Source organism: Kluyvera sp. CRP (assembly GCF_019930565.1).
Taxonomy (GTDB): domain Bacteria; phylum Pseudomonadota; class Gammaproteobacteria; order Enterobacterales; family Enterobacteriaceae; genus Kluyvera; species Kluyvera georgiana_A.
In genome coordinates this window covers 2428325-2446976 of the sequence record NZ_CP082841.1, presented here as the reverse complement: position 1 = coordinate 2446976, position 18652 = coordinate 2428325, and the positions used below count along the sequence as shown (strand labels likewise).

Sequence of the window (18652 nt, the reverse complement as noted above, 5' to 3'; positions counted from 1 at the left end):
TGCAACACTACAGTTTTAAGGGAAATAGCCGAAGTGCAGACTGCACTCCGGCAAGGGAGGTTAGCGGCTAAGCTGATGCGCAATCGCGCGCAGCTGCTCGGCAATCGCCTGCATATCTTTGCCCTGCTCCACCTTCGCACCAGAAGAGTGGCGCACGACAAGGCGAGCAGGGAGAATGGATGAAGTCCGTGACGAAGCGTTGTCGTCACTTTCAAGAATGCGGCGTACCGCCTCTTTGCCCTGCAAGTCCAGGTCTAGCGATACCGTGGTCAGCGCTGGGTAGAAAAATGAGCTTTCATAGGTATCATCGTAACCAATCACCGACTTTTCGCCGGGAATGGCGACCTGATGCTGATGAAATGCGCTCAGCACCCCTAACGCCATCTGATCGTTCCCCACCAGCACCGCCGAGAAATCCGGGGTCTCGCGCAGCATTTGCAGCGCACAGGCATAGCCGCTTTGTGCATCCCAGTTGCCGTGCAGCACGGTCACCGGCTTCAGTCCGTAGCTATTGAGCGTATCCAGCCAACTTCTCAAACGTAGGTTGGCGGAGACAGAACTCACCGGGCCGGCCAGAATAGCCATCTCACGATGACCCGACTCATACAGATATTTGACGCTGGCACGGGTGCCATCTGCCGGATTAAACGAAACGTTATACACCGAACTATAGGGATCAACATCGAGGAAAAGGCAGACGATATCATCGTTGTCATCTGCAATTTTCTGTGCTGTTTCAGTCTCTAATGGTACGTTGATAATCACTTTGCTGACCAGCTGTGATTTCAGTTCGTTGATCGAATCCTGAACACTATGATTGACGTTCTCATCAATCATCGAAATCAGTACCTGATACCCCTCTACATTTGCGTAGCGTTTCACCGCTGCCGCAACCTGAGAAGGCGCGTGCAACGCCAGTGAAGTGGTCACCAGTCCAAGGGTATGAGTGGTCTTGCCAACCAGCTGCTGGGCAAGTCGGTTTGGGACATAGCGGAGTGCCTCGATGGATTTCTCCACCTTGTGGCGTGTGGCTTCGGATACATTGGCAGATTTATTGAGTACCCTGGACACAGTCTGGTAGGAGACGCCCGCATGGCGAGCAACGTCTTCCAAAGTTGCGCTTTTAGACTTCATCGTCCGGTTCCTTATGTTGTTATCGCTAGATTGTAACAGGGGTCATCCCAAAAAACGTCTACCGACCTGATTTATGACATACGATAACATAAAAAAGAGATACGCCCACATTCCCATGCAACAAGAAACCCCTTACAAAATGAACAGAAAATGGTTAATTTATTTGCAGTTAGTCACATATCAACAATCAAATGTTTGCCAGATTTTACATTTAGGCATTTTATTACACTCGTTATGTGAACGTAATACAAAACAAAACGAGGATAATAATGAAAACAACCATACGCACGCTTTCAATTGCGTTAGCTACTGCGCTGACTTCATCTTCTCTGCTGGCGGCAACGTCAGTTCCTATTGATTTCCATGGCTACCTCCGCTCCGGCGTAGGCGTTTCTGGCGATGGCGGAATGCAGGAATGGCAAAAAAACAAACTCGGCCGTTTGGGAAACGAAGCCGACACCTACGGTGAACTTGAATTGGGTTCTGAGGTGTATAAGAAAAACGATGTCAGTTTCTACCTGGACTCAATGGTCAGCATGGTTTCCGACGGTTCAAACGATAACGAAACTACCTTCGGCGACGATGCGCAGTTTGGTCTGCGTCAATTAAACCTACAGATTAAAGGGCTTATCCCGGGCGATCCGAATGCGGTTATCTGGGGTGGGAAACGCTATTACCAACGCCACGATCTGCACATCATTGATACCAAATACTGGAATATTTCCGGCTCCGGCGCCGGGATCGAAAATTATACCGTCGGCCCTGGCGCAGTTTCATTGGCCTGGATCCGCGGCGACGCCAACGATGTCGACTATCGCGTTGACGGTGATAACGACGTAAACATTAACTACATTGATCTTCGCTATGCGGGCTGGAAACCATGGAGCGGTGCCTGGACCGAATTCGGTATCGACTACGCCATGCCGAACGCAACTGACAAACAGAAGGATTACGGCGGCCTGTATGATGCTGATAACGGTGTAATGCTGACCGGTGAAATCAGCCAGGATATGTTTGGCGGCTATAACAAGCTGGTGCTGCAATATGCCAACAAAGGCCTGGCGCAGAACATGGTCTCCCAGGGTGGAGGTTGGTACGACATGTGGAACTACGTCAATGATGCCACCGGCTACCGTGTTATCAACACCGGTCTGATCCCAATTACCGACAAGTTCTCTCTTAACCACGTGCTGACCTACGGTTCGGCGGATAACACCACCGAATACACCGATAAATCACGTCTGGTCTCGTTGGTTGGCCGCGCGCAATATCAGTTCACTGAATATGTACGTTTAATTGGTGAAGTGGGTGGTTTCTATCAGAAAGACTCATACACTGACGGTAGCCACTATAAGCAGAGCGGCGAGAAATACACCATCGCGTTAGGCCTGGCAGATGGCCCTGACTTTATGTCTCGTCCGGAGCTGCGCGTCTTTGCCTCTTACCTGAATGATTCCGAACAGGGCAATGCCTTTAACGACGGCACCGCCAGCGATACCTGGAACTTCGGCGTGCAGGTGGAAGCCTGGTGGTAATACGTTAACCTGACTGAATCATTGTTTTGCCCTAATTCTATCTTTTGTTATTTGCGCCAATTTTATATTTGCCACTCCATTATTGTTTCTATCATCTGGCCTTGGGGATAATGCTATTATTAGGTTGTCCTCTTTTTTTATCGCACCAATAATAAAAAACCCCGATATCAAATCAGGGTTTTCATATAAAGCCATTATTTCCCAAATAAACGAAGCGCCATCCGGCAGAACCGTGAAAAATTTCCAGATGGCAACATACCAATTTATTTATTACCCGCAAAGTGTTCATCTAACAACTGACGCAGCGCATCAGATTGCTTGCCAAAAATAGCGTGAACCTGCTGCCCAAGAATAATAACCCCCAGCGCACCTTCATTCTGCAACGCCTGAGAATCCACGACAGACAGGTCCTTAACCGTGACGCGCAATCGCGTAATACAGGCATCAACATTTTCAATATTATTCTGACCACCAAATGCGCTAATCAGACGCTGAATTTGCTGTTGCTCGCTGGCGCTTAATGGCACCGACGGTTTAGGCTGGGAGAAGTAGTGCAGGAAGGATTTAAGACTGACCATCATCGACGCTCCTTGATTATCTACAGAAGTAAAAAAGCCTGCTCGGATGAGCAGGCTTGGAATTGCAGCGGATTATGCTTTACGACGAACGATACGGCAGTCCCAGGGTTGCAGCACCTGCTGACCGCTGGCATCAGCGCCTGTCGCGGCATGTTCATAGCCATCCGGCAAGGTAACTGTCTGCGTCTGCGCGGTAAAGTTCTGCACAAAGACAAAGGCGCTTTCGCCATCGGTACGCGCGGTAGCCACCACCCCAGGTGGAAAGATGCTGGCAACCGCTCGCGGCAGCGCCAGCTCATCCATTAACGATGTGAAGAAATCTCGCTGGAACGCCAGATCGTTGCGCGAAGCAATATGCCACGCCTTGCCCTTACCGACGCTATTGACGGTCACGGCCGGGCGCCCCGCATAGAAATCATCACGATACGCCGCCAGCGTCTGCGCGGTTTCAGGGTGAATCAGTTCACACAGATGGCGCACCTGGTAAGGCCCCTGCAGTCCAACCATGTTTCCCGCCAGCCCCTGAACCTGGTTACGCTCGCCGTCGTCCAGGCAATCTATCTCTTCCGCCCAGATACCTAACAGCTTGCGCAGCGGGCCAGGGAAACCGCCCAGGTGGCAGAGATCGCTTTCATTGACGATCCCCGTCCAGTAGGTGGTGACCAGGTGGCCGCCGTTAGCGACAAAGGCTTCGGCGCGCTCGGCAAAACCTTCGCGCACCATATACAGCATTGGCGCAATCACCAGCTGATAGGCGCTGAGATCGCCATCGGCGTCAATCACGTCTACGGCGACCCCTTGCTCCCAGAACGGACGGTAGTGTTCGTTCACCGTCAGCTCATACTCCATACCTTTGTTACGTGGCCCTTGCGCATCGTCCATGGCCCAACGGCTCTGCTGGTCAAAGATGATGGCGACCTTCGCATCAGTGCGACAGCCGACAACGTCCGGTAGCTGTCTTAAGATATGACCAAGCTGAGTGACCTCGCGGCCAACGCGGGTATCGAGATGCCCGACATGATCGATAATCGCACCGTGGAATTTCTCCACCGAACCACGGCTCTTACGCCACTGGAAGTACTGCACGGAATCCGCGCCGTGGGCTACGGCCTGTAGCGAAGAGAGGATGTGCATACCCGGTTTCTTCAGCTTGCTGGTCGGCTGCCAGTTGGTCACACTCGGCGTGGATTCCATCAGCACGAACGGTTTGCCGCCCTTCAGTGTACGCATCATATCGTGGTACATCGCGGTATAGCAGGCGAGCGTGGTCTCGTCTTTATCGCGATGCCACATTGGATAGCTATCCCAGGAGATGAAGTCCAGCGGCTCGGCGAGCTGCGAATAATCGTAATCGTAGAAATACTCCATAAAGTTGGTGGTCACCGGCAGGTCCGGGTTCACCGCCTTTAATGGCGCAATTTCATGACGACAAAATTCAGTCACCTGCGCGGTGTTAAAACGTCGCCAGTCGAGGTTCAGGCCATGGATAGACACTTCCCCCTGCGGCGACGGTGATTCAATCTGCTCCCAGTCGGTATAGGTGTGGCTCCAGAAGGTGCTCCACCAGGCGTGGTTCAGATTATCGAGCGTCTTATAACGCGCCTTCAGCCAGTCGCGAAACTTAGCCTGACAACGCGGGCAGTGGCACTCGCCGCCGTATTCATTGGAAATATGCCAGCCCAGCACCGCCGGGTGCTGTGAATAGCGTTCCGCCAGCAGCGTATTGATTTTTAGCGTCTTCTCGCGGTAAACCGGCGAGGTCATACAGTGATTATGGCGACCGCCGTGCAGCGCCGGCACGCGGTCACGCCCCACGCGCAACACTTCCGGATAGGCTTTTGACATCCACGCCGGACGCGCGCCGCTTGGGGTGGCTAAAAAAACATGTATCCCGGCGGCATACAGTTTATCAATAACATTATCCAGCCAGGCGAAATCAAATACGCCTTCTTGCGGCTCAAGTTTGGCCCAGCTAAATATCCCCACCGACATGACATTACAGTTTGCCTGCTGCATCATCGTAATATCCTGGTCGATAATACCGGGATAATTCTCCCATTGTTCCGGGTTATAATCTGCACCATGCAATAGCGCATTAACCTTCGGGCTCAAAGGCGGAAATTTTTTCATAATAAAATCCTGAAAAAGAGTGTTCAAATTAATTAAATACTTTTACCGACGACAAGACTTTCCCTTTACAGTCAAATAGCGCCTGATTTTCGCGCGCATTACCTTCTTTCCATTCATCATGGATATATTTCATGCCCGGTTTTGTAGCCCAAGTATTTCCCGGAACGGCAATCCAGGTTGGCTCCCAATAAAAAATGCCTTTGCCTCGATTATCGGGAACATCAATAATGGCCTGCATCAAGTCATGAATATAGTTATATTGCCCCTGAACCGTGCCCGGATAACCACCGTCTTTCTCTTCTTTCGCCTGGAAGCTGTTTTCCGCGTTATCGCAGTTCTCCAGGGTATAGCCGTAGGCGGCTTCGACCACGATGACATCTTTGTTGTAGCGTTTGCTGATGTCATCCATGTTGGCCTTCAATGCGCTGATAGGGCCATTCCAGTAGGTATACATCGACAGGCCAATCACGTCATACGGCACGTTGCGTTTGCTGATTTCATCAAACCACCAGCGGAAAGTGTCGTTTTTAGTGCCTTCAGCCAGGTGGAGCATAATTTTAACCTGCTCGCCATCCTTCAGATTCTCTTTAAGCCCGGAAATCGCCGCATTCAGCAGGCCGGCTAAACGGTCAAATTCGCCGCCGCCCTGCCCCCAGCTTTTGCCTTCCGGCCAGAGAATACCGCCGTTAATTTCGTTGCCAATCTGCACCATATCCGGCAGCACGCCCTCTTTTTTGAAGCGGGCGATAGTGTCGCGGGTATATTTGTGAATCTCGGTTTTCAGCTGCGGATAGTCCATCTTTTCCCAGGCTTTTGGTTTGTACTGCTTGCCTGGGTCGGTCCAGAAATCACTGTAGTGGAAGTCCAGCAGCAGCTTCATACCCTGCGCTTTTGCTCGCTTCGCCAGCGCCAGCGTACTGGCGAGATCGTTATCACCACCGCCATACGCGTTGCCGTCGGCATCTTTCGGATCAACCCACAGGCGCAGACGAACGTAGTTCACACCGTTGGCTTTGAGAATAGCCAGCGCGTCCTGTGGCTGGTTTTGTTCATTATAGAAACGAGCACCATGCTTCTCGGCATCCAGCAGCGTCGAAATATCCGCACCTTTAATAAAGTCCGCTGGCATCGCGTTAAACGGCTTCGTTTGCAGCACCTCGGCCGCAAACGACGATGCGGAAAAACTACAGGAGAGACAAACAGCAAGCAAAGCGGGTGCAAATCTTTTCATGTGGTTATCCTTTGGTGCTGCCGGAGGTCAGGCCGGACACGAAGTATTTCTGTAATGCCAGATAGAGAATCGCCACCGGTACGGCAATCAGCACGGCACCTGCCGCGTAGGTGGTGTAACTGGCGCCCATTTTTTGCGCCACCAGGTTGTACAACCCGATAGGCAGCGTGTATTTATCCGGCGTACGCAGGATGGTGCTGGAGAGAATGAAATCTCCCAGCGGGCCGGTGAAGGAAAACAGCGCCACCACCGCCACAATCGGCTTCGACAGCGGCATGATTATCTCGATAAAGATGCGGAAGTTACTCGCCCCGTCCATGCGCGCGGACTCATCAAGATCTTTGGGGATCGCGTCGAGATAGCCTTTCATCAGATAGGTATTCATCGGGATCATCCCCGCCACGTAGATCAGCACCAGCGCGAAGTGGCTGTTAATCAGCCCCAGCAGCTGAGAGAGCACGAAAATGGCGATCAGCGCGGAAAACTGCGGGATCATCTGCAGCAGTAAAAACAGCATCAGCCCGTTCTGCCGCCCTTTAAAGCGAAAGCGCGAGAACGCGTAGGCGGTGAAGCTGACACTGATCAGCGTCAGTACCATGGTCAGGAAGCTGATTTTCATCGAGTTCCAGTACCAGGTCATATAGTTCACCTGGCCGTTAAACAGATCCGCGTAATGCTGGAACGACAGATTCTCCGGAATAATGGAGGTACTCAACAGGCTGTTACCGGCGTTGAGCGACGCGCCAATGGTCCAGATCAGCGGGTAAATAATGATGGTGGAAACCAGCACGATAACCAGCCAGGAGAGCGAGAGACGCACCCATTTTTCACGTTTGATACTTTGTGATTTAGCCATGTTATTCCCTTACGCCATATCGTCGTTTTTGAAGGATTTCGTGGCGCGGAACTGCCACAACGCCAGCCCGACGACAAAAATCGACAGCAGGATGGTAATGGTTGCCGCAATGGCGTACTGGGAAGAGGACATAGTCAGCTTATAGATCCACGACACCAGAATATCCGTACCGCCCGCGTTCGACCCAGCCACCGCCGGCCCACCGTTGTTAAACAAGTAGATGATGTTGAAGTTGTTAAAGTTGAAGGTGTATTGCGTGATGATGATGGGCGCAATCGAGTACAGCACCAGCGGCAGCGTAATCGTGCGCAGTTTGGTGGTGGTGCTGGCACCGTCCATCGTCGCCGCTTCGTAGAGATCGTCAGGAATCGCCTGCAATACCCCCGTGGTCATGGCAAACACAAACGGGAAGCCAAGCCAGGTCTGCATCATAATCAGCGCGGTCTTGGTCCAGAACGGATCGGTCATCCACGCTTTCGGGCTGATACCGAAGAACGCCAGAATTGCGTTGTTAATGACGCCGAAAGAGTCGTTAAACATCCCGGCAAACACCAGAATGGTGACAAAGCCCGGCACCGCCCACGGCAGAATAAAGATAGTCCGGATAAGCGGCTTAAAGCGCAGATCCTTCTGGTTCACCAGAATCGCCAGCAGCACGCCCACGGTACATTGCAGCGTGGTAGCCAGCAGCGTCCAGACCACCGTCCACTGCAGCACATCAAAGAAGGTCGAACGCCAGATGGATAGCGTGAAAATATTGACGAAGTTCTTAAGCCCTACCCAGTCCACCAGCTTGGCTGGCGGCGTGTGGTAAAGGTTGTAGTTGGTAAAGGCAATGGCAAAACCAAACAGGATCGGGAAAATCACCACGAATACCAGCAGGATGAACCCTGGGGTGATCATGAGATAGGGAAAGCCATCGCTCAGCAGCATCTGATACTGCTTGCGCACGCTGTTCAGCTGCTGGCCTTCATCGCGCTTCTTGCCGTTGACCCACGCATCACGCAAGGAGAGGTAATAGACGGTAACGCCAAAGGCGACAATCAGGACGCTGATAATCCCTTCCGCTAACAGGAAAATAGAGTTATCGCGCGGTACCTCTTCTCCCAACGTGTATAGCCCCCACAGCCCTTCACGCAAGAAATCATAAAACACCCCCATAAAGCTGCTGAGCAGCACCAGGAAGATAAGTCCCTTTAGCCACTGGCGGTGATAGAACTGGCCAAAGCCAGGCACAATGGCCAACAACAGGCCGCACCACGCATGGCGACCAGCCCCCTGCGCTCTGTTTACATTTTCGCTTGGATTGATAATCACACACGGCTCCTTCTTAAAACGGGAGGTCCCCCTCCCGTCCGTGACGTCAGCGCTTACTGGTTACTCGCCTGCATGGCTTCGATCTGCATCTTGACCTGTTTTTCGGCGTTATCGAGCGCCGCTTTCGGCTCTTGCTTACCGGTGAGGCTCAGCTCGAGCGCCGCGTTGGCCGGCCCCCACACTTCGCCCATTTCCGGAATACCCGGCATTGCCGTCGCGCGCGCCGCCTGCACCGCAACGGCGCTGGCTTTCTCATCGTTCTTGATAATTGGATCGTCAATCATCGCCTTCTGCGGTGGGATCTCACGCGTCGCGATATAGCGCGTTTTCACATACTGCGGCTGGTTGATAAACGCGATGAACTTCTGCGCCATCTCCTTATCTTTACTCCATGTCGACACCACGTAGCCCTTCACGCCAAGGAAGGAGCTCATCGGTTTACCGTCCGGCAGATTTGGTAGCGGTGCCACACCGTAGTTGATGCCGGCGGCTTCATACGGCTGGAAAGCCCACGGTCCATTGATAACCGCCGCCGCTTTCTTCTCAGTGAACAGCGAATCAATGGCGTTCAGACCGTTGTCGCCAATAATTCCCGCAGGGAAGACGCCGTCGGCATAGAATTTTTTCAGGTAAGTTACCGCTTCCACGGCGCCAGGCTTGTTCAGACCGACATCCTGCGCGTTGTAGCCGCCTTTGCCGTTATCGCCAAAGATATAGCCGCCCATCGGGCCAATCGCGCCCCAGCTGTAGTAAATCTGGTCGAACTTGGCGAGCAGCCCGTATTTGTTCTGCGCACGCTGGGTTTTCGAATAGTCATACCATTCCGGAAGGCTGGCCAGCGGCTTATCGATTAAATCTTTGTTGTAAATCAGCACCAGCGTTTCGACCGCTTTCGGCACACCATACAGAGCGTTGTCCATACGAAAAGCGTTAATCGATGCAGGGGTAAACTCATCAATTTGCTTCTGGTCAAGCTTCAGCGGCGACAGCAGCCCCTGAACCACCGCGCCACCGAGCTGATCGTTTGGAATAACCAGAACATCAGGGCCAATCCCCGCCGGGCCATCAAGGCGCAGTTTTTCCAGCTGCTGCGCGTAGGGCATCTCCTGCACGTTGACCTTAACGTCATACTGTTTTTCGAAATCAGCGATAGCATCCTTAATTCCGGCGGATTTCTTTATGTCTTCCCAGACGTTAAGCTGCGTAGCCGCGTGAGCCTGCAGGCTAATCAACTGCCCCGCGGCCAGAGTGGTAAGGACAAGTGCGGCAATAGTGTTCTTTTTCATTATCAACCTCATGTGAAGGTGTAACAATTTATCGTTTTTGACTACAGGGTACAGAACGCTGTGATACGTATAATGCTTGTTTAGCACCGAGTTACTCGGCCGCCTTTACTTTGTTATACGCTACGCTTTGAGTAATGATAAAACCACTAACAACTGCGAGTTGTGTGATCGTGATTGCAGAAATGAAACATCGATATAGGGCACGTAATTAGCGGAAGTTATAGTCTTTCCAAGATTTTTACGCTGTTGAGCATCGCCTGACTGAATTGTAATACGTAATACACAAATGACATTCAGCGGCCCTCCTCCAACGGCAGGCAAAGGTTAACAACTTCGGGGAACGTCGATGTCTAATATCCGACTGAGGAACGTCACAAAACGCTTTGGCAGCACCGTCACGCTGCATAATGTCAATCTCGATATTGAAGACGGCGAATTTGCCGTGTTTGTCGGCCCATCCGGCTGCGGCAAGTCAACGCTGCTGCGGATGATTGCCGGGCTGGAAGAGGTCAGCGACGGCGAAGTACTGATCGGCGACGAAGTCATGAACGATGTCGCGCCGTCGCACCGCGGTGTGGCGATGGTATTCCAGTCTTACGCCCTCTACCCACACATGACCGTCGCCGAGAACATGGGCTACGGCCTGAAGGTGAACAAAGTGCCGAAAGACGATATTCGTCGTCAGGTCGAAATGGTCGCCAAAACGCTACAGCTTTCTCACCTGCTGGATCGTAAACCAAAGCAACTTTCCGGCGGCCAGCGTCAGCGTGTGGCCATTGGGCGTGCCATCGTGCGTAACCCTCGCGTTTTTATGTTCGATGAGCCGCTGTCAAACCTCGACGCCGAACTGCGCGTGGATATGCGTCTGCACATTGCGCGCCTGCACCAGGAGCTGAAAACCACCATGGTGTATGTCACCCACGATCAGGTCGAAGCGATGACGCTGGCCGATAAAATCGTGGTGATGAACTACGGTAAGGTTGAGCAGATGGGCTCACCGATGGATCTTTACTACAACCCTATCAATAAGTTTGTCGCCGGGTTTATCGGCTCACCGAAGATGAACTTCCTGCCCGCTACCGTTGCCGACTGGCAGCCAGGCTCGCTGACCGTGAAACTCGCCCAGCAGCACACGCTGACGCTGGCTATAGAGACCACCCCACTCACGCCGGGCGCCACCGTCACGCTGGGCATTCGCCCGGAGCATCTCTCAACCAACACCACAAGCGGGACGGTACTGGCCTTTAACTGTGAAGTGGTCGAGCGTCTTGGCAACAATACCTATCTGTTCGGTCAGTGCTACGGCCACGATAACGTGAAAATTCTGCTGCCGGGGGACGTTCATTTCCGCCCATGGCAGCAAATTGACCTCGCCTTCGATAACCAGCACTGCATGATCTTTGACGAAGATGGCCTGCGCATCAGCGCAGATATTGCCGCGCCGAATCAGCATTAATCCCCTTCTCGCGCGCACGGCCTTGTGCCGTGCGCTTTAGCAAAATTTCGCAAAAGCTCAGACCCTCCCGCAGTTCTAAATTAGAAAATAACGTTATTGGTCGCCTCCTCCGCCATCAGGCAGTCTGTCTCCATTAACCCAAAGGAGATATCCCATGCAGCGCTGTTGTTGTCATCCCGCATTCGCACCACCTGAATACCACGGCATTCATCTGCAAAATGGAGAGCACCATGAGTCTGACCACCCTGCCAATCCTCAGCCTGGCCCGCTATCATCAGCCATCTGAGCGCGCTGAATTTCTGCAAGAGCTTCGCCACGCAGCCCGCGACGTTGGCTTTTTTTATCTGACCGATCACGGCATCAACGACGCCCTACAGCAGTCGTTACAGTCTGAATCCCGCCGCTTTTTCGCCCTGTCCGACGAACAAAAACAGCAGGTGGCGATGATTCACTCCCCGCATTTTCGTGGCTACAACCGCAGTGCCGCCGAGCTCACCCGCGGGCAACCAGACTGGCGAGAACAGTTTGATATCGGCGCGGAACGCCAGGCGATTACCCTAAGGGAACACGATCCACGCTGGCTGCAATTACAGGGGCCAAATCTGTGGCCCGAAGCGCTGCCGACGTTGCGCCCGGTTCTACTGCAATGGCAACGCGCGATGACCGAGATGGCCATGACGCTACTGCGCGCCTTCGCCGAGTCGCTCCAGCTGCCGCCGGAAGCCTTCGATACCCTGTACGGCGAAAAGCCGAACGAACATATCAAACTGATTCGCTATCCGGGCCAGCAGGAGACGCAGAACAGCACCCAGGGTGTTGGCGCGCACAAAGATTCCGGCTTCCTGAGCTTCCTGCTGCAAGATGACCAGAAAGGTCTACAGGTGGAGGTCAGCGACGGTCAGTGGATCGATGCGGTCCCGCTGCCCGGCAGCTTTGTGGTGAACATTGGCGAACTGCTGGAGCTGGCGACCAATGGCTATCTGCGCGCTACCGTCCATCGCGTGGTGACGCCACCAGCCAATCAGCAGCGCCTGTCTATCGCCTTCTTCCTCGGCGCTCAGCTGGACGCCGTGGTGCCGGTTTACTCGCTGCCTGAAACGCTGGCGCGGGAAGCCAACGGGCCACAAAGCGATCCGCAGAATCCATTGCTACGCGATGTGGGCTGGAACTATCTGAAAGGCCGCCTGCGATCCCACCCGGACGTGGCAGAACGCTATTACCGTGATGTGCTGCGCGCCCGCAGCGAACAACTGATTGCCTGACACCAAAACAATAAGGAAACACACCATGAAACATGCCGCATTCAAACTGGCAGGGGTTGCACTGTCTCTTTCTCTGGCCTGGAGCGCATCAGCCGAGCCGCTGCGTATCGCTGCTGACCCGGTTCCACATGCAGAAATCCTTAACTTTATTAAGAAACAGGATCCTAAACTCGATCTGAAAATCGTCGAGCTGACCAGCGGCGTTAACGCCAACGAACTGCTGGCCAACGGCGACGTCGACGCCAACTACTTCCAGCACGTGCCGTATCTGAAAGATCAGGAAAAAGCGTTGGGTAAAACCTTCGCCGTCGCCGCGACGGTGCACATTGAGCCGTTGGGCATCTATTCGCACAAGCACAAAGATCTGCAGTCGCTGCCGGAAGGCGCCACCGTGGCGGTACCGAACAACACCACCAACCTGAGCCGCGCGCTGTTCCTGCTGCAAAGCAAAGGGCTGATTAAGCTCGCGGCCAAATTTACCGACCCGGCCACCACGCTGGCAACGCCAAAAGATATCGTTGAGAACCCGCATAAGCTGAAGATTCTGGAAGTGGAATCGCCGCAGATCCCGCGCTCGCTGGATGACGTCGATCTGGCGGTGATCAACGGTAACTACGCGCTGGAAGCTGGGCTGACGCCGGCGAAAGACGCGCTGGGGCTGGAGAGCGCCGAACATAACCCGTATGCCAATATTCTGGTCACCAACCCGCAGTTGGCTAACGATCCGCGCATCAAAGAGCTGGCTAAAGATCTGACCTCGCCGCAGGTGGCGGAATTTATTCGCCAGCACTATAACGGCTCAGTGATCCCGGTTAGCGCGCCACAGTCATGATCGTTATTGAAGGGCTGAGCAAGCAGTATGCCGGAGGCGGCCAACCGGCACTCAACAACGTGTCGTTTAGCGTTCCGAAAGGGGCGATTTACGGGATACTCGGGCGCAGCGGCGCAGGTAAAAGTACCCTGATTCGTTGCCTGAATTTACTGGAGCGGCCCAGCGCGGGCCGCGTCCTGTTCAACGGAGAAGATATTGCGCAGTACGATAAGGCGCAGCTGCGCGCCCATCGTCTGCGCACCGGCATGATTTTTCAGCACTTCAACCTTTTACACGCCCGCAGCGTCGCCGACAACGTCGCGGTGCCGCTGGAAATTGCCGGTATCGCGAAAGCGCAGCGGCAACAACGCGTCGCCGAACTGCTGGCGCTGGTGGGGCTAAGCGACAAAGCTGACGCCTTCCCCTCCCAGCTTTCCGGAGGCCAAAAACAGCGCGTAGGCATTGCCCGCGCGCTGGCGGCGGAACCCGACGTGCTGCTGTGCGATGAAGCGACCAGCGCGCTCGACGCCGAGACCACTGCCAGCGTGCTGGCGCTACTGGAAACCATTAACCGCCAGCTTGGGTTGACGATTGTCCTGATTACCCACCAGTTGGAAGTGGTGAAAAATCTCTGCGATCACGTGGCGCTACTGGAAGGTGGCGAACTCCAGGAGAGCGGTAAAATCGCCGATCTGCTGGCCTCTCCCTGGTCGCGCCTGCGCGATATTTTACTGGGGGACGGCGACGAAGAGCGCCGCTTCCTGGCACGTCATGGCCTCGACAGGAGACAATTATGCATAGTCGCATGAGCTGGGAAGATTTATGGCCGCTGCTGGTCAACGGCACGCTGGAGACGCTGTACATGGTGGGTCTGGCAGCGCTGTTTACCGTGCTGATTGGCCTGCCGCTGGGGGTATTACTGTTCATCTCGCGCCGTCAGGGATTAGTGCCGATGCCGCGCCTTAACGCAGTGCTGGGCGCAGTCATCAATACCGGTCGCTCGCTGCCGTTTATTGTGCTGCTGATTGCGCTGATACCCTTTACCCGTCTGCTGGTGGGCACCACGCTAGGCAGCACCGCGGCGATTGTGCCCATTACCATCGGCGCATTCCCCTTTTTCGCGCGCCTGACGGAAAACGCGCTGGATGAAGTGGACTACGGGCGAATTGAAGCAGTGTTGTCGATGGGCGGCAGCGTCTGGCACGTCATCGCCAAAGCGCTACTCCCCGAAGCGCTGCCCGCGTTGCTGGCCGCCACCACCCTAACCATCGTGATGCTGATTGGCTTTTCCTCAATGGCCGGCGTTATCGGCGGTGGTGGGCTCGGTGACTTAGCCATTCGCTACGGTTATCAGCGGTTTAACGATCAAATTATGGTCGGCACCGTGTTAATTCTGGTACTGATGGTGCAGGCGGTGCAGATGGGCGGCGACAGGCTGGTACGTTCGCTGGCGCATCGGCGCTAGCCTGCTGTCATTTGAACAAACGAGCGATTTCGCGTAATAACCGTCTGGATTGTCAGGTATACTTGTCGTACTTAGCCTAGGATAAGGACTGGCAGTGACAACTCGACATCTGGTCGGTCTGATAACCGGCGTGCTTATTTTGGCCATTTTTTTGCCGATACTGCTGAGTGTCTGGCTCGCCCAACGTGAAGCGCACAATCAGTTTATCGATGAGCAGGAGACCTACGCCTCCCGGGTCTTTATTCGCACCGAACAGGTTATGGAGCAGGCAAAAGGCGCGCTGCGGGAGATGGATTCACTCCAGGTGTCCGGGTGTGACCCGGAACACCTGCAGGCCATGCGCCGTCTCTCCTACTCCTGGCGCTATATCCAGGAAGTGCTGTATCTCGATGGAAATACCGTCCAATGTTCGTCGCTGGAAAGTGACGGCAACGGCTTTACCTTCCCACCGCCGGACCGCATTATCCCCGCAGGCTATCGCGCCTGGTACACCGAGAGAAACGATCTGGGTATTCAGCGTTATATGGCGGCTTTCGCCTCCGAACACCATATGGTGATTATCGACCCTATCTCGTTTATTGACGTCATTCCGTTTACCAACTCAACCACCCAGGTCGCGCTGATCAGCACCCATAACAACCGCGTCCTCGCCAGCAGCGCGCCGCTCGACCAACAGGCATGGCAACGTATCAAGCAGGAGCATCTTTCATCGCTGACCAGCAACAACGTGGTCTACACCGTGCGTCAGTTCCCTGATATACAGGTCACGATCATGACCTGGTCGTCTACCCTCCCGCTGTCGACGCGTTTACGGCATCAGCTGATGATTTGGGTACCGGCAGGCATGGTCATCAGCCTGCTTGCCTGCTGGCTGATTCTGCGGGTGCTAAAACGTCTGCAATCACCAAAACAACGAATGCAGGATGCGTTAAACAACGACGATATTTCCGTTTACTATCAGCCGATTGTGTCGCTAAGCGACGGTAAAGTGGTGGGCTGTGAAGCGCTCGCACGCTGGAAACAACCGGACGGCACTTATCTCTCGCCGGAGATCTTTATTCCACTTGCAGAACAATGCGGGCTCATTACCGCGCTGACCGAAAGCGTCGTCAAAACGGTCTTCCACGACCTGGGTAAATGGCTAAGTCTGCATCCTGAACTGCACGTGTCGATTAATCTCTCAGTCGCTGATTTTCAATCGGTGGTGCTGCAAACTCTGCTACACCAGCAGCTGCGAATCTGGCAGGTGCAGCCGCAGCAGGTAGCGCTGGAGTTGACCGAACGCGGCTTTGCCGACCCGAAAACCACGCTGCCGGCGCTTAACGCCTACCGCGAGGCGGGACACGCAATCTATATCGATGACTTTGGTACCGGTTATTCCAGCCTGCGCTATCTCCAGGATCTGGAAGTCGATACCTTAAAGCTGGACAAATCCTTCGTTGACGCGCTGGAGTACGCACAAGTGACGCCCTACATCATCGAGATGGCGAAAACGCTACAGCTGAATATCGTGGCGGAAGGCATTGAAACCACCTGCCAGGAGGCATGGCTGCACGAGCATGGCGTCCAGTTTGGACAAGGCTGGCTCTATAGCAAAGCCTTACCGAAAGAGGCCTTTATTCTCTGGGCGGAGAACAACCTCAGGACGCACGCTACTTCAGATAAGACTTAATCACCTGCATCACCACATCGAGATCGGCCTCACGCTGCGTCTCTTCGGGCTCTTTCACCACGTGATCGGTGAGATGGCCCTGAATCACCTGCATCATCATGCCGTTTACCGCCCCACGAATCGCCGCCAGTTGCTGTAGCACTTCGGCACATTCGTGGTCTCGGTTGAGCATTTTTTCCAGCGCGGCACTCTGCCCCTGAATTTTCTTCAGGCGCGTCAATAACATCTTCTTGTGGCGAACGGTATGTGACATAGCGGGATCCTTTCTTAACTCCTGCGCAAGCATACCACGGGCGCTCTTCACTGGGCATTTTTATACTTAGGGGTAGTATATGACTACTGGGTGGGAGTATAGTGCATGCACTTTTTTGCAAGGATCCTGCCGACAATGACCGACTTCACCACACTCTTACAACAAGGCAATGCCTGGTTCTTTATCCCCGGCGCAATTCTGCTTGGCGCGCTGCATGGGCTGGAGCCGGGGCATTCAAAAACGATGATGGCGGCCTTTATCGTTGCCATTCGAGGGACGCTGAAACAGGCAGTTCTATTAGGGCTGGCGGCGACGCTGTCGCACACGGTGGTCGTGTGGATCATCGCAATGGCAGGCATGTGGTTTGGCCGCGGCTGGGATGCGCAAACCGCCGAGCCATGGTTTCAGCTGCTTTCCGGGATAATCATTATTGCCATCGCGTTGTGGATGCTGTGGCGCACCTGGCGTGAGTCGCACGGCGCGCACGATCATCACCATCATGACCATGACCATGACCATGACCATCATGACCACGATCACCACCACCACGATCATGATCATCATGCCCCTCATCACCCTCACGCAAATCTGGTCGATGCCGACTGGCAGGATGCGCATCAGCGCGCGCATGCCGAAGAGATCAATCGTCGCTTTAAAGGACAGGACGTCACCACCGGGCAAATCGTGATGTTTGGCCTGACCGGCGGGCTAATCCCCTGCCCGGCGTCAATCACCATTCTGCTGATCTGTCTGCAACTCAAGCACGTTGCGCTGGGCGCCACGCTGGTATTGAGCTTCAGCGTCGGGCTCGCGCTGACGCTGGTGGCTTCCGGCGCGATTGCCGCCATCGGCCTCAAGCACGTCAGCAAACGCTGGAGCGGGTTTGGCGAACTGTCGCGTAAAGCGCCGTGGTTTTCCGGCGCACTGATTATTGTGGTGGGGATCTACATGATGGGACACGGCATCAGCGCGCTGGCGTGATGCCGTTTTGTTCAGGAGAGCGGCTCGGCCTTCATCGGCGCGGGCGGCGCTGCGCGGGGTAGCTGGAACCACGGCAGGCAAATCTGGATCAACGGACCAATCGCCAACGCGTACAGTACGGTCCCGATGCCAAACGCGCCGCCCAGCACGATGCCAATCAACAGCACCGAGATTTCGATAGTGGTACGAATACGCCGGATCGGCCAGCCGGTCCGGGCGTGAATACCGGTCATCAGCCCATCGCGCGGACCTGCGCCAAACCCTGCGCCGATGTACATCCCGGTGGCCAGCGCATTCAGCAGGACCGCCAGCAGCAACAGCACGGCACGTAACCAGAGTGATTCCAGCGGCGGCATCAGCGACAGCGTCGCGTCTGCCGCCAGCCCGAGCACAATCACGTTACTGATGGTGCCAAGCCCCGGACGCTGACGCAGCGGGATCCACAGCAACAGTACCGCCGCACCGGTGAGAATCATCACCATGCCAATATCCATCGATGCCAGTCCGGCAACGCCGAGGTGAAAAACGTTCCATGGGTCGGCTCCCAGGTTGGCTCGCACGTAAACGGCAGTCGAGACGCCGTAAAGTATTAATCCGATATAAAGCTGAATCAGTCGGCGTAACATAAATACCTCTGCCTGTCGTATTGATGCTTTCATCATCGACAAAAATGGCATTATGATTA

General features: G+C 54.4%; 18 protein-coding genes. 8 read left to right on the top strand and 10 right to left on the bottom strand.

Annotated features, from left to right (window positions below; genetic code table 11):
* Positions 1–60: 60 nt before the first annotated feature.
* Positions 61–1134, bottom strand: coding sequence for a LacI family DNA-binding transcriptional regulator (locus tag K7B04_RS11480; RefSeq protein ID WP_065356850.1), 1074 nt, complete (start codon positions 1132–1134; stop codon positions 61–63).
* Positions 1135–1403: 269 nt separating this feature from the next.
* Here K7B04_RS11480 and K7B04_RS11475 point away from each other — a divergent pair, with 269 nt between their 5' ends.
* The gene (locus tag K7B04_RS11475) at positions 1404–2669 is read left to right on the top strand and encodes a maltoporin (RefSeq protein WP_223804048.1); all 1266 of its coding nucleotides are present in this window, start codon (positions 1404–1406) and stop codon (positions 2667–2669) included.
* Between the two features lie 18 nt (positions 2670–2687).
* Here K7B04_RS11475 and K7B04_RS11470 read toward each other — a convergent pair whose 3' ends face one another.
* From K7B04_RS11470 to K7B04_RS11440, 7 genes are all read right to left on the bottom strand, one after another.
* Entirely contained in the window at positions 2688–2864 is a 177-nt protein-coding gene (locus K7B04_RS11470) for a hypothetical protein (protein ID WP_163445947.1), read from the bottom strand.
* A 68-nt stretch (positions 2865–2932) separates the two neighbouring features.
* Positions 2933–3247 carry a glucose PTS transporter subunit EIIB gene (locus tag K7B04_RS11465; protein WP_035891882.1) on the bottom strand — a complete coding sequence of 105 codons (315 nt, stop codon included), beginning with the start codon at positions 3245–3247 and terminating at the stop codon, positions 2933–2935.
* Positions 3248–3319: 72 nt separating this feature from the next.
* A complete protein-coding gene (locus K7B04_RS11460) occupies positions 3320–5377 on the bottom strand; it encodes a beta-galactosidase (protein ID WP_223804047.1) in 2058 nt (685 codons plus the stop codon).
* A 28-nt stretch (positions 5378–5405) separates the two neighbouring features.
* Positions 5406–6608: an arabinogalactan endo-beta-1,4-galactanase gene (locus tag K7B04_RS11455; protein WP_223804046.1), complete on the bottom strand. Its 1203-nt coding sequence runs from the start codon at positions 6606–6608 to the stop codon at positions 5406–5408.
* A 4-nt stretch (positions 6609–6612) separates the two neighbouring features.
* Positions 6613–7464: a sugar ABC transporter permease gene (locus K7B04_RS11450; RefSeq protein ID WP_035891868.1), complete on the bottom strand. Its 852-nt coding sequence runs from the start codon at positions 7462–7464 to the stop codon at positions 6613–6615.
* Positions 7465–7473: 9 nt separating this feature from the next.
* The gene (locus K7B04_RS11445; RefSeq protein ID WP_163445944.1) at positions 7474–8781 is read right to left on the bottom strand and encodes a sugar ABC transporter permease; all 1308 of its coding nucleotides are present in this window, start codon (positions 8779–8781) and stop codon (positions 7474–7476) included.
* Positions 8782–8834: 53 nt separating this feature from the next.
* A complete protein-coding gene (locus K7B04_RS11440) occupies positions 8835–10067 on the bottom strand; it encodes an extracellular solute-binding protein (RefSeq protein ID WP_167576475.1) in 1233 nt (410 codons plus the stop codon).
* 346 nt (positions 10068–10413) lie between these two features.
* On the opposite strand from K7B04_RS11440, the gene ugpC reads away from it, so the two are divergent.
* From ugpC to K7B04_RS11410, 6 genes are all read left to right on the top strand, one after another.
* The gene (ugpC, locus tag K7B04_RS11435) at positions 10414–11523 is read left to right on the top strand and encodes a sn-glycerol-3-phosphate ABC transporter ATP-binding protein UgpC (protein WP_064547968.1); all 1110 of its coding nucleotides are present in this window, start codon (positions 10414–10416) and stop codon (positions 11521–11523) included.
* A gap of 230 nt (positions 11524–11753) precedes the next feature.
* Positions 11754–12785: an isopenicillin N synthase family oxygenase gene (locus K7B04_RS11430; protein ID WP_163445943.1), complete on the top strand. Its 1032-nt coding sequence runs from the start codon at positions 11754–11756 to the stop codon at positions 12783–12785.
* 25 nt (positions 12786–12810) lie between these two features.
* A complete protein-coding gene (locus tag K7B04_RS11425) occupies positions 12811–13617 on the top strand; it encodes a MetQ/NlpA family ABC transporter substrate-binding protein (RefSeq protein WP_167576476.1) in 807 nt (268 codons plus the stop codon).
* Positions 13614–14405, top strand: coding sequence for an ATP-binding cassette domain-containing protein (locus K7B04_RS11420; RefSeq protein ID WP_074416812.1), 792 nt, complete (start codon positions 13614–13616; stop codon positions 14403–14405). The genes K7B04_RS11425 and K7B04_RS11420 overlap by 4 nt, the downstream gene beginning before the upstream one ends.
* Positions 14402–15061: a methionine ABC transporter permease gene (locus tag K7B04_RS11415; protein WP_167577333.1), complete on the top strand. Its 660-nt coding sequence runs from the start codon at positions 14402–14404 to the stop codon at positions 15059–15061. Before K7B04_RS11420 ends, K7B04_RS11415 begins: the two co-directional genes overlap by 4 nt.
* Before the next feature lie 94 nt (positions 15062–15155).
* On the top strand, positions 15156–16733 hold the full coding sequence (locus tag K7B04_RS11410; protein ID WP_223804045.1) for an EAL domain-containing protein: 1578 nt from the start codon (positions 15156–15158) through the stop codon (positions 16731–16733).
* Here the strand turns inward: K7B04_RS11410 and K7B04_RS11405 are convergent.
* The gene (locus tag K7B04_RS11405) at positions 16714–16986 is read right to left on the bottom strand and encodes a metal/formaldehyde-sensitive transcriptional repressor (protein WP_065356860.1); all 273 of its coding nucleotides are present in this window, start codon (positions 16984–16986) and stop codon (positions 16714–16716) included. The genes K7B04_RS11410 and K7B04_RS11405 overlap by 20 nt on opposite strands.
* Before the next feature lie 135 nt (positions 16987–17121).
* Here K7B04_RS11405 and K7B04_RS11400 point away from each other — a divergent pair, with 135 nt between their 5' ends.
* Positions 17122–17967 (top strand): nickel/cobalt efflux protein RcnA, encoded by an 846-nt coding sequence (locus K7B04_RS11400; protein ID WP_223804154.1) that lies wholly within the window; start codon positions 17122–17124, stop codon positions 17965–17967.
* Positions 17968–17978: 11 nt separating this feature from the next.
* Here K7B04_RS11400 and K7B04_RS11395 read toward each other — a convergent pair whose 3' ends face one another.
* Complete coding sequence (locus tag K7B04_RS11395; RefSeq protein ID WP_163445940.1) at positions 17979–18593, bottom strand: hypothetical protein; 615 nt, start codon at positions 18591–18593, stop codon at positions 17979–17981.
* Between the last annotated feature and the right edge of the window lie 59 nt (positions 18594–18652).

Bases quoted from the DNA above. Each gene is read 5' to 3' on its own strand.
- K7B04_RS11480 (WP_065356850.1), bottom strand. From the start codon at position 1,134: ATGAAGTCTAAAAGCGCAACTTTGGAAGACGTTGCTCGCCATGCGGGC.
- K7B04_RS11475 (WP_223804048.1), top strand. From the start codon at position 1,404: ATGAAAACAACCATACGCACGCTTTCAATTGCGTTAGCTACTGCGCTG.
- K7B04_RS11470 (WP_163445947.1), bottom strand. From the start codon at position 2,864: ATGGCTTTATATGAAAACCCTGATTTGATATCGGGGTTTTTTATTATT.
- K7B04_RS11465 (WP_035891882.1), bottom strand. From the start codon at position 3,247: ATGGTCAGTCTTAAATCCTTCCTGCACTACTTCTCCCAGCCTAAACCG.
- K7B04_RS11460 (WP_223804047.1), bottom strand. From the start codon at position 5,377: ATGAAAAAATTTCCGCCTTTGAGCCCGAAGGTTAATGCGCTATTGCAT.
- K7B04_RS11455 (WP_223804046.1), bottom strand. From the start codon at position 6,608: ATGAAAAGATTTGCACCCGCTTTGCTTGCTGTTTGTCTCTCCTGTAGT.
- K7B04_RS11450 (WP_035891868.1), bottom strand. From the start codon at position 7,464: ATGGCTAAATCACAAAGTATCAAACGTGAAAAATGGGTGCGTCTCTCG.
- K7B04_RS11440 (WP_167576475.1), bottom strand. From the start codon at position 10,067: ATGAAAAAGAACACTATTGCCGCACTTGTCCTTACCACTCTGGCCGCG.
- ugpC (WP_064547968.1), top strand. From the start codon at position 10,414: ATGTCTAATATCCGACTGAGGAACGTCACAAAACGCTTTGGCAGCACC.
- K7B04_RS11430 (WP_163445943.1), top strand. From the start codon at position 11,754: ATGAGTCTGACCACCCTGCCAATCCTCAGCCTGGCCCGCTATCATCAG.
- K7B04_RS11425 (WP_167576476.1), top strand. From the start codon at position 12,811: ATGAAACATGCCGCATTCAAACTGGCAGGGGTTGCACTGTCTCTTTCT.
- K7B04_RS11420 (WP_074416812.1), top strand. From the start codon at position 13,614: ATGATCGTTATTGAAGGGCTGAGCAAGCAGTATGCCGGAGGCGGCCAA.
- K7B04_RS11415 (WP_167577333.1), top strand. From the start codon at position 14,402: ATGAGCTGGGAAGATTTATGGCCGCTGCTGGTCAACGGCACGCTGGAG.
- K7B04_RS11405 (WP_065356860.1), bottom strand. From the start codon at position 16,986: ATGTCACATACCGTTCGCCACAAGAAGATGTTATTGACGCGCCTGAAG.
- K7B04_RS11400 (WP_223804154.1), top strand. From the start codon at position 17,122: ATGACCGACTTCACCACACTCTTACAACAAGGCAATGCCTGGTTCTTT.
- K7B04_RS11395 (WP_163445940.1), bottom strand. From the start codon at position 18,593: ATGTTACGCCGACTGATTCAGCTTTATATCGGATTAATACTTTACGGC.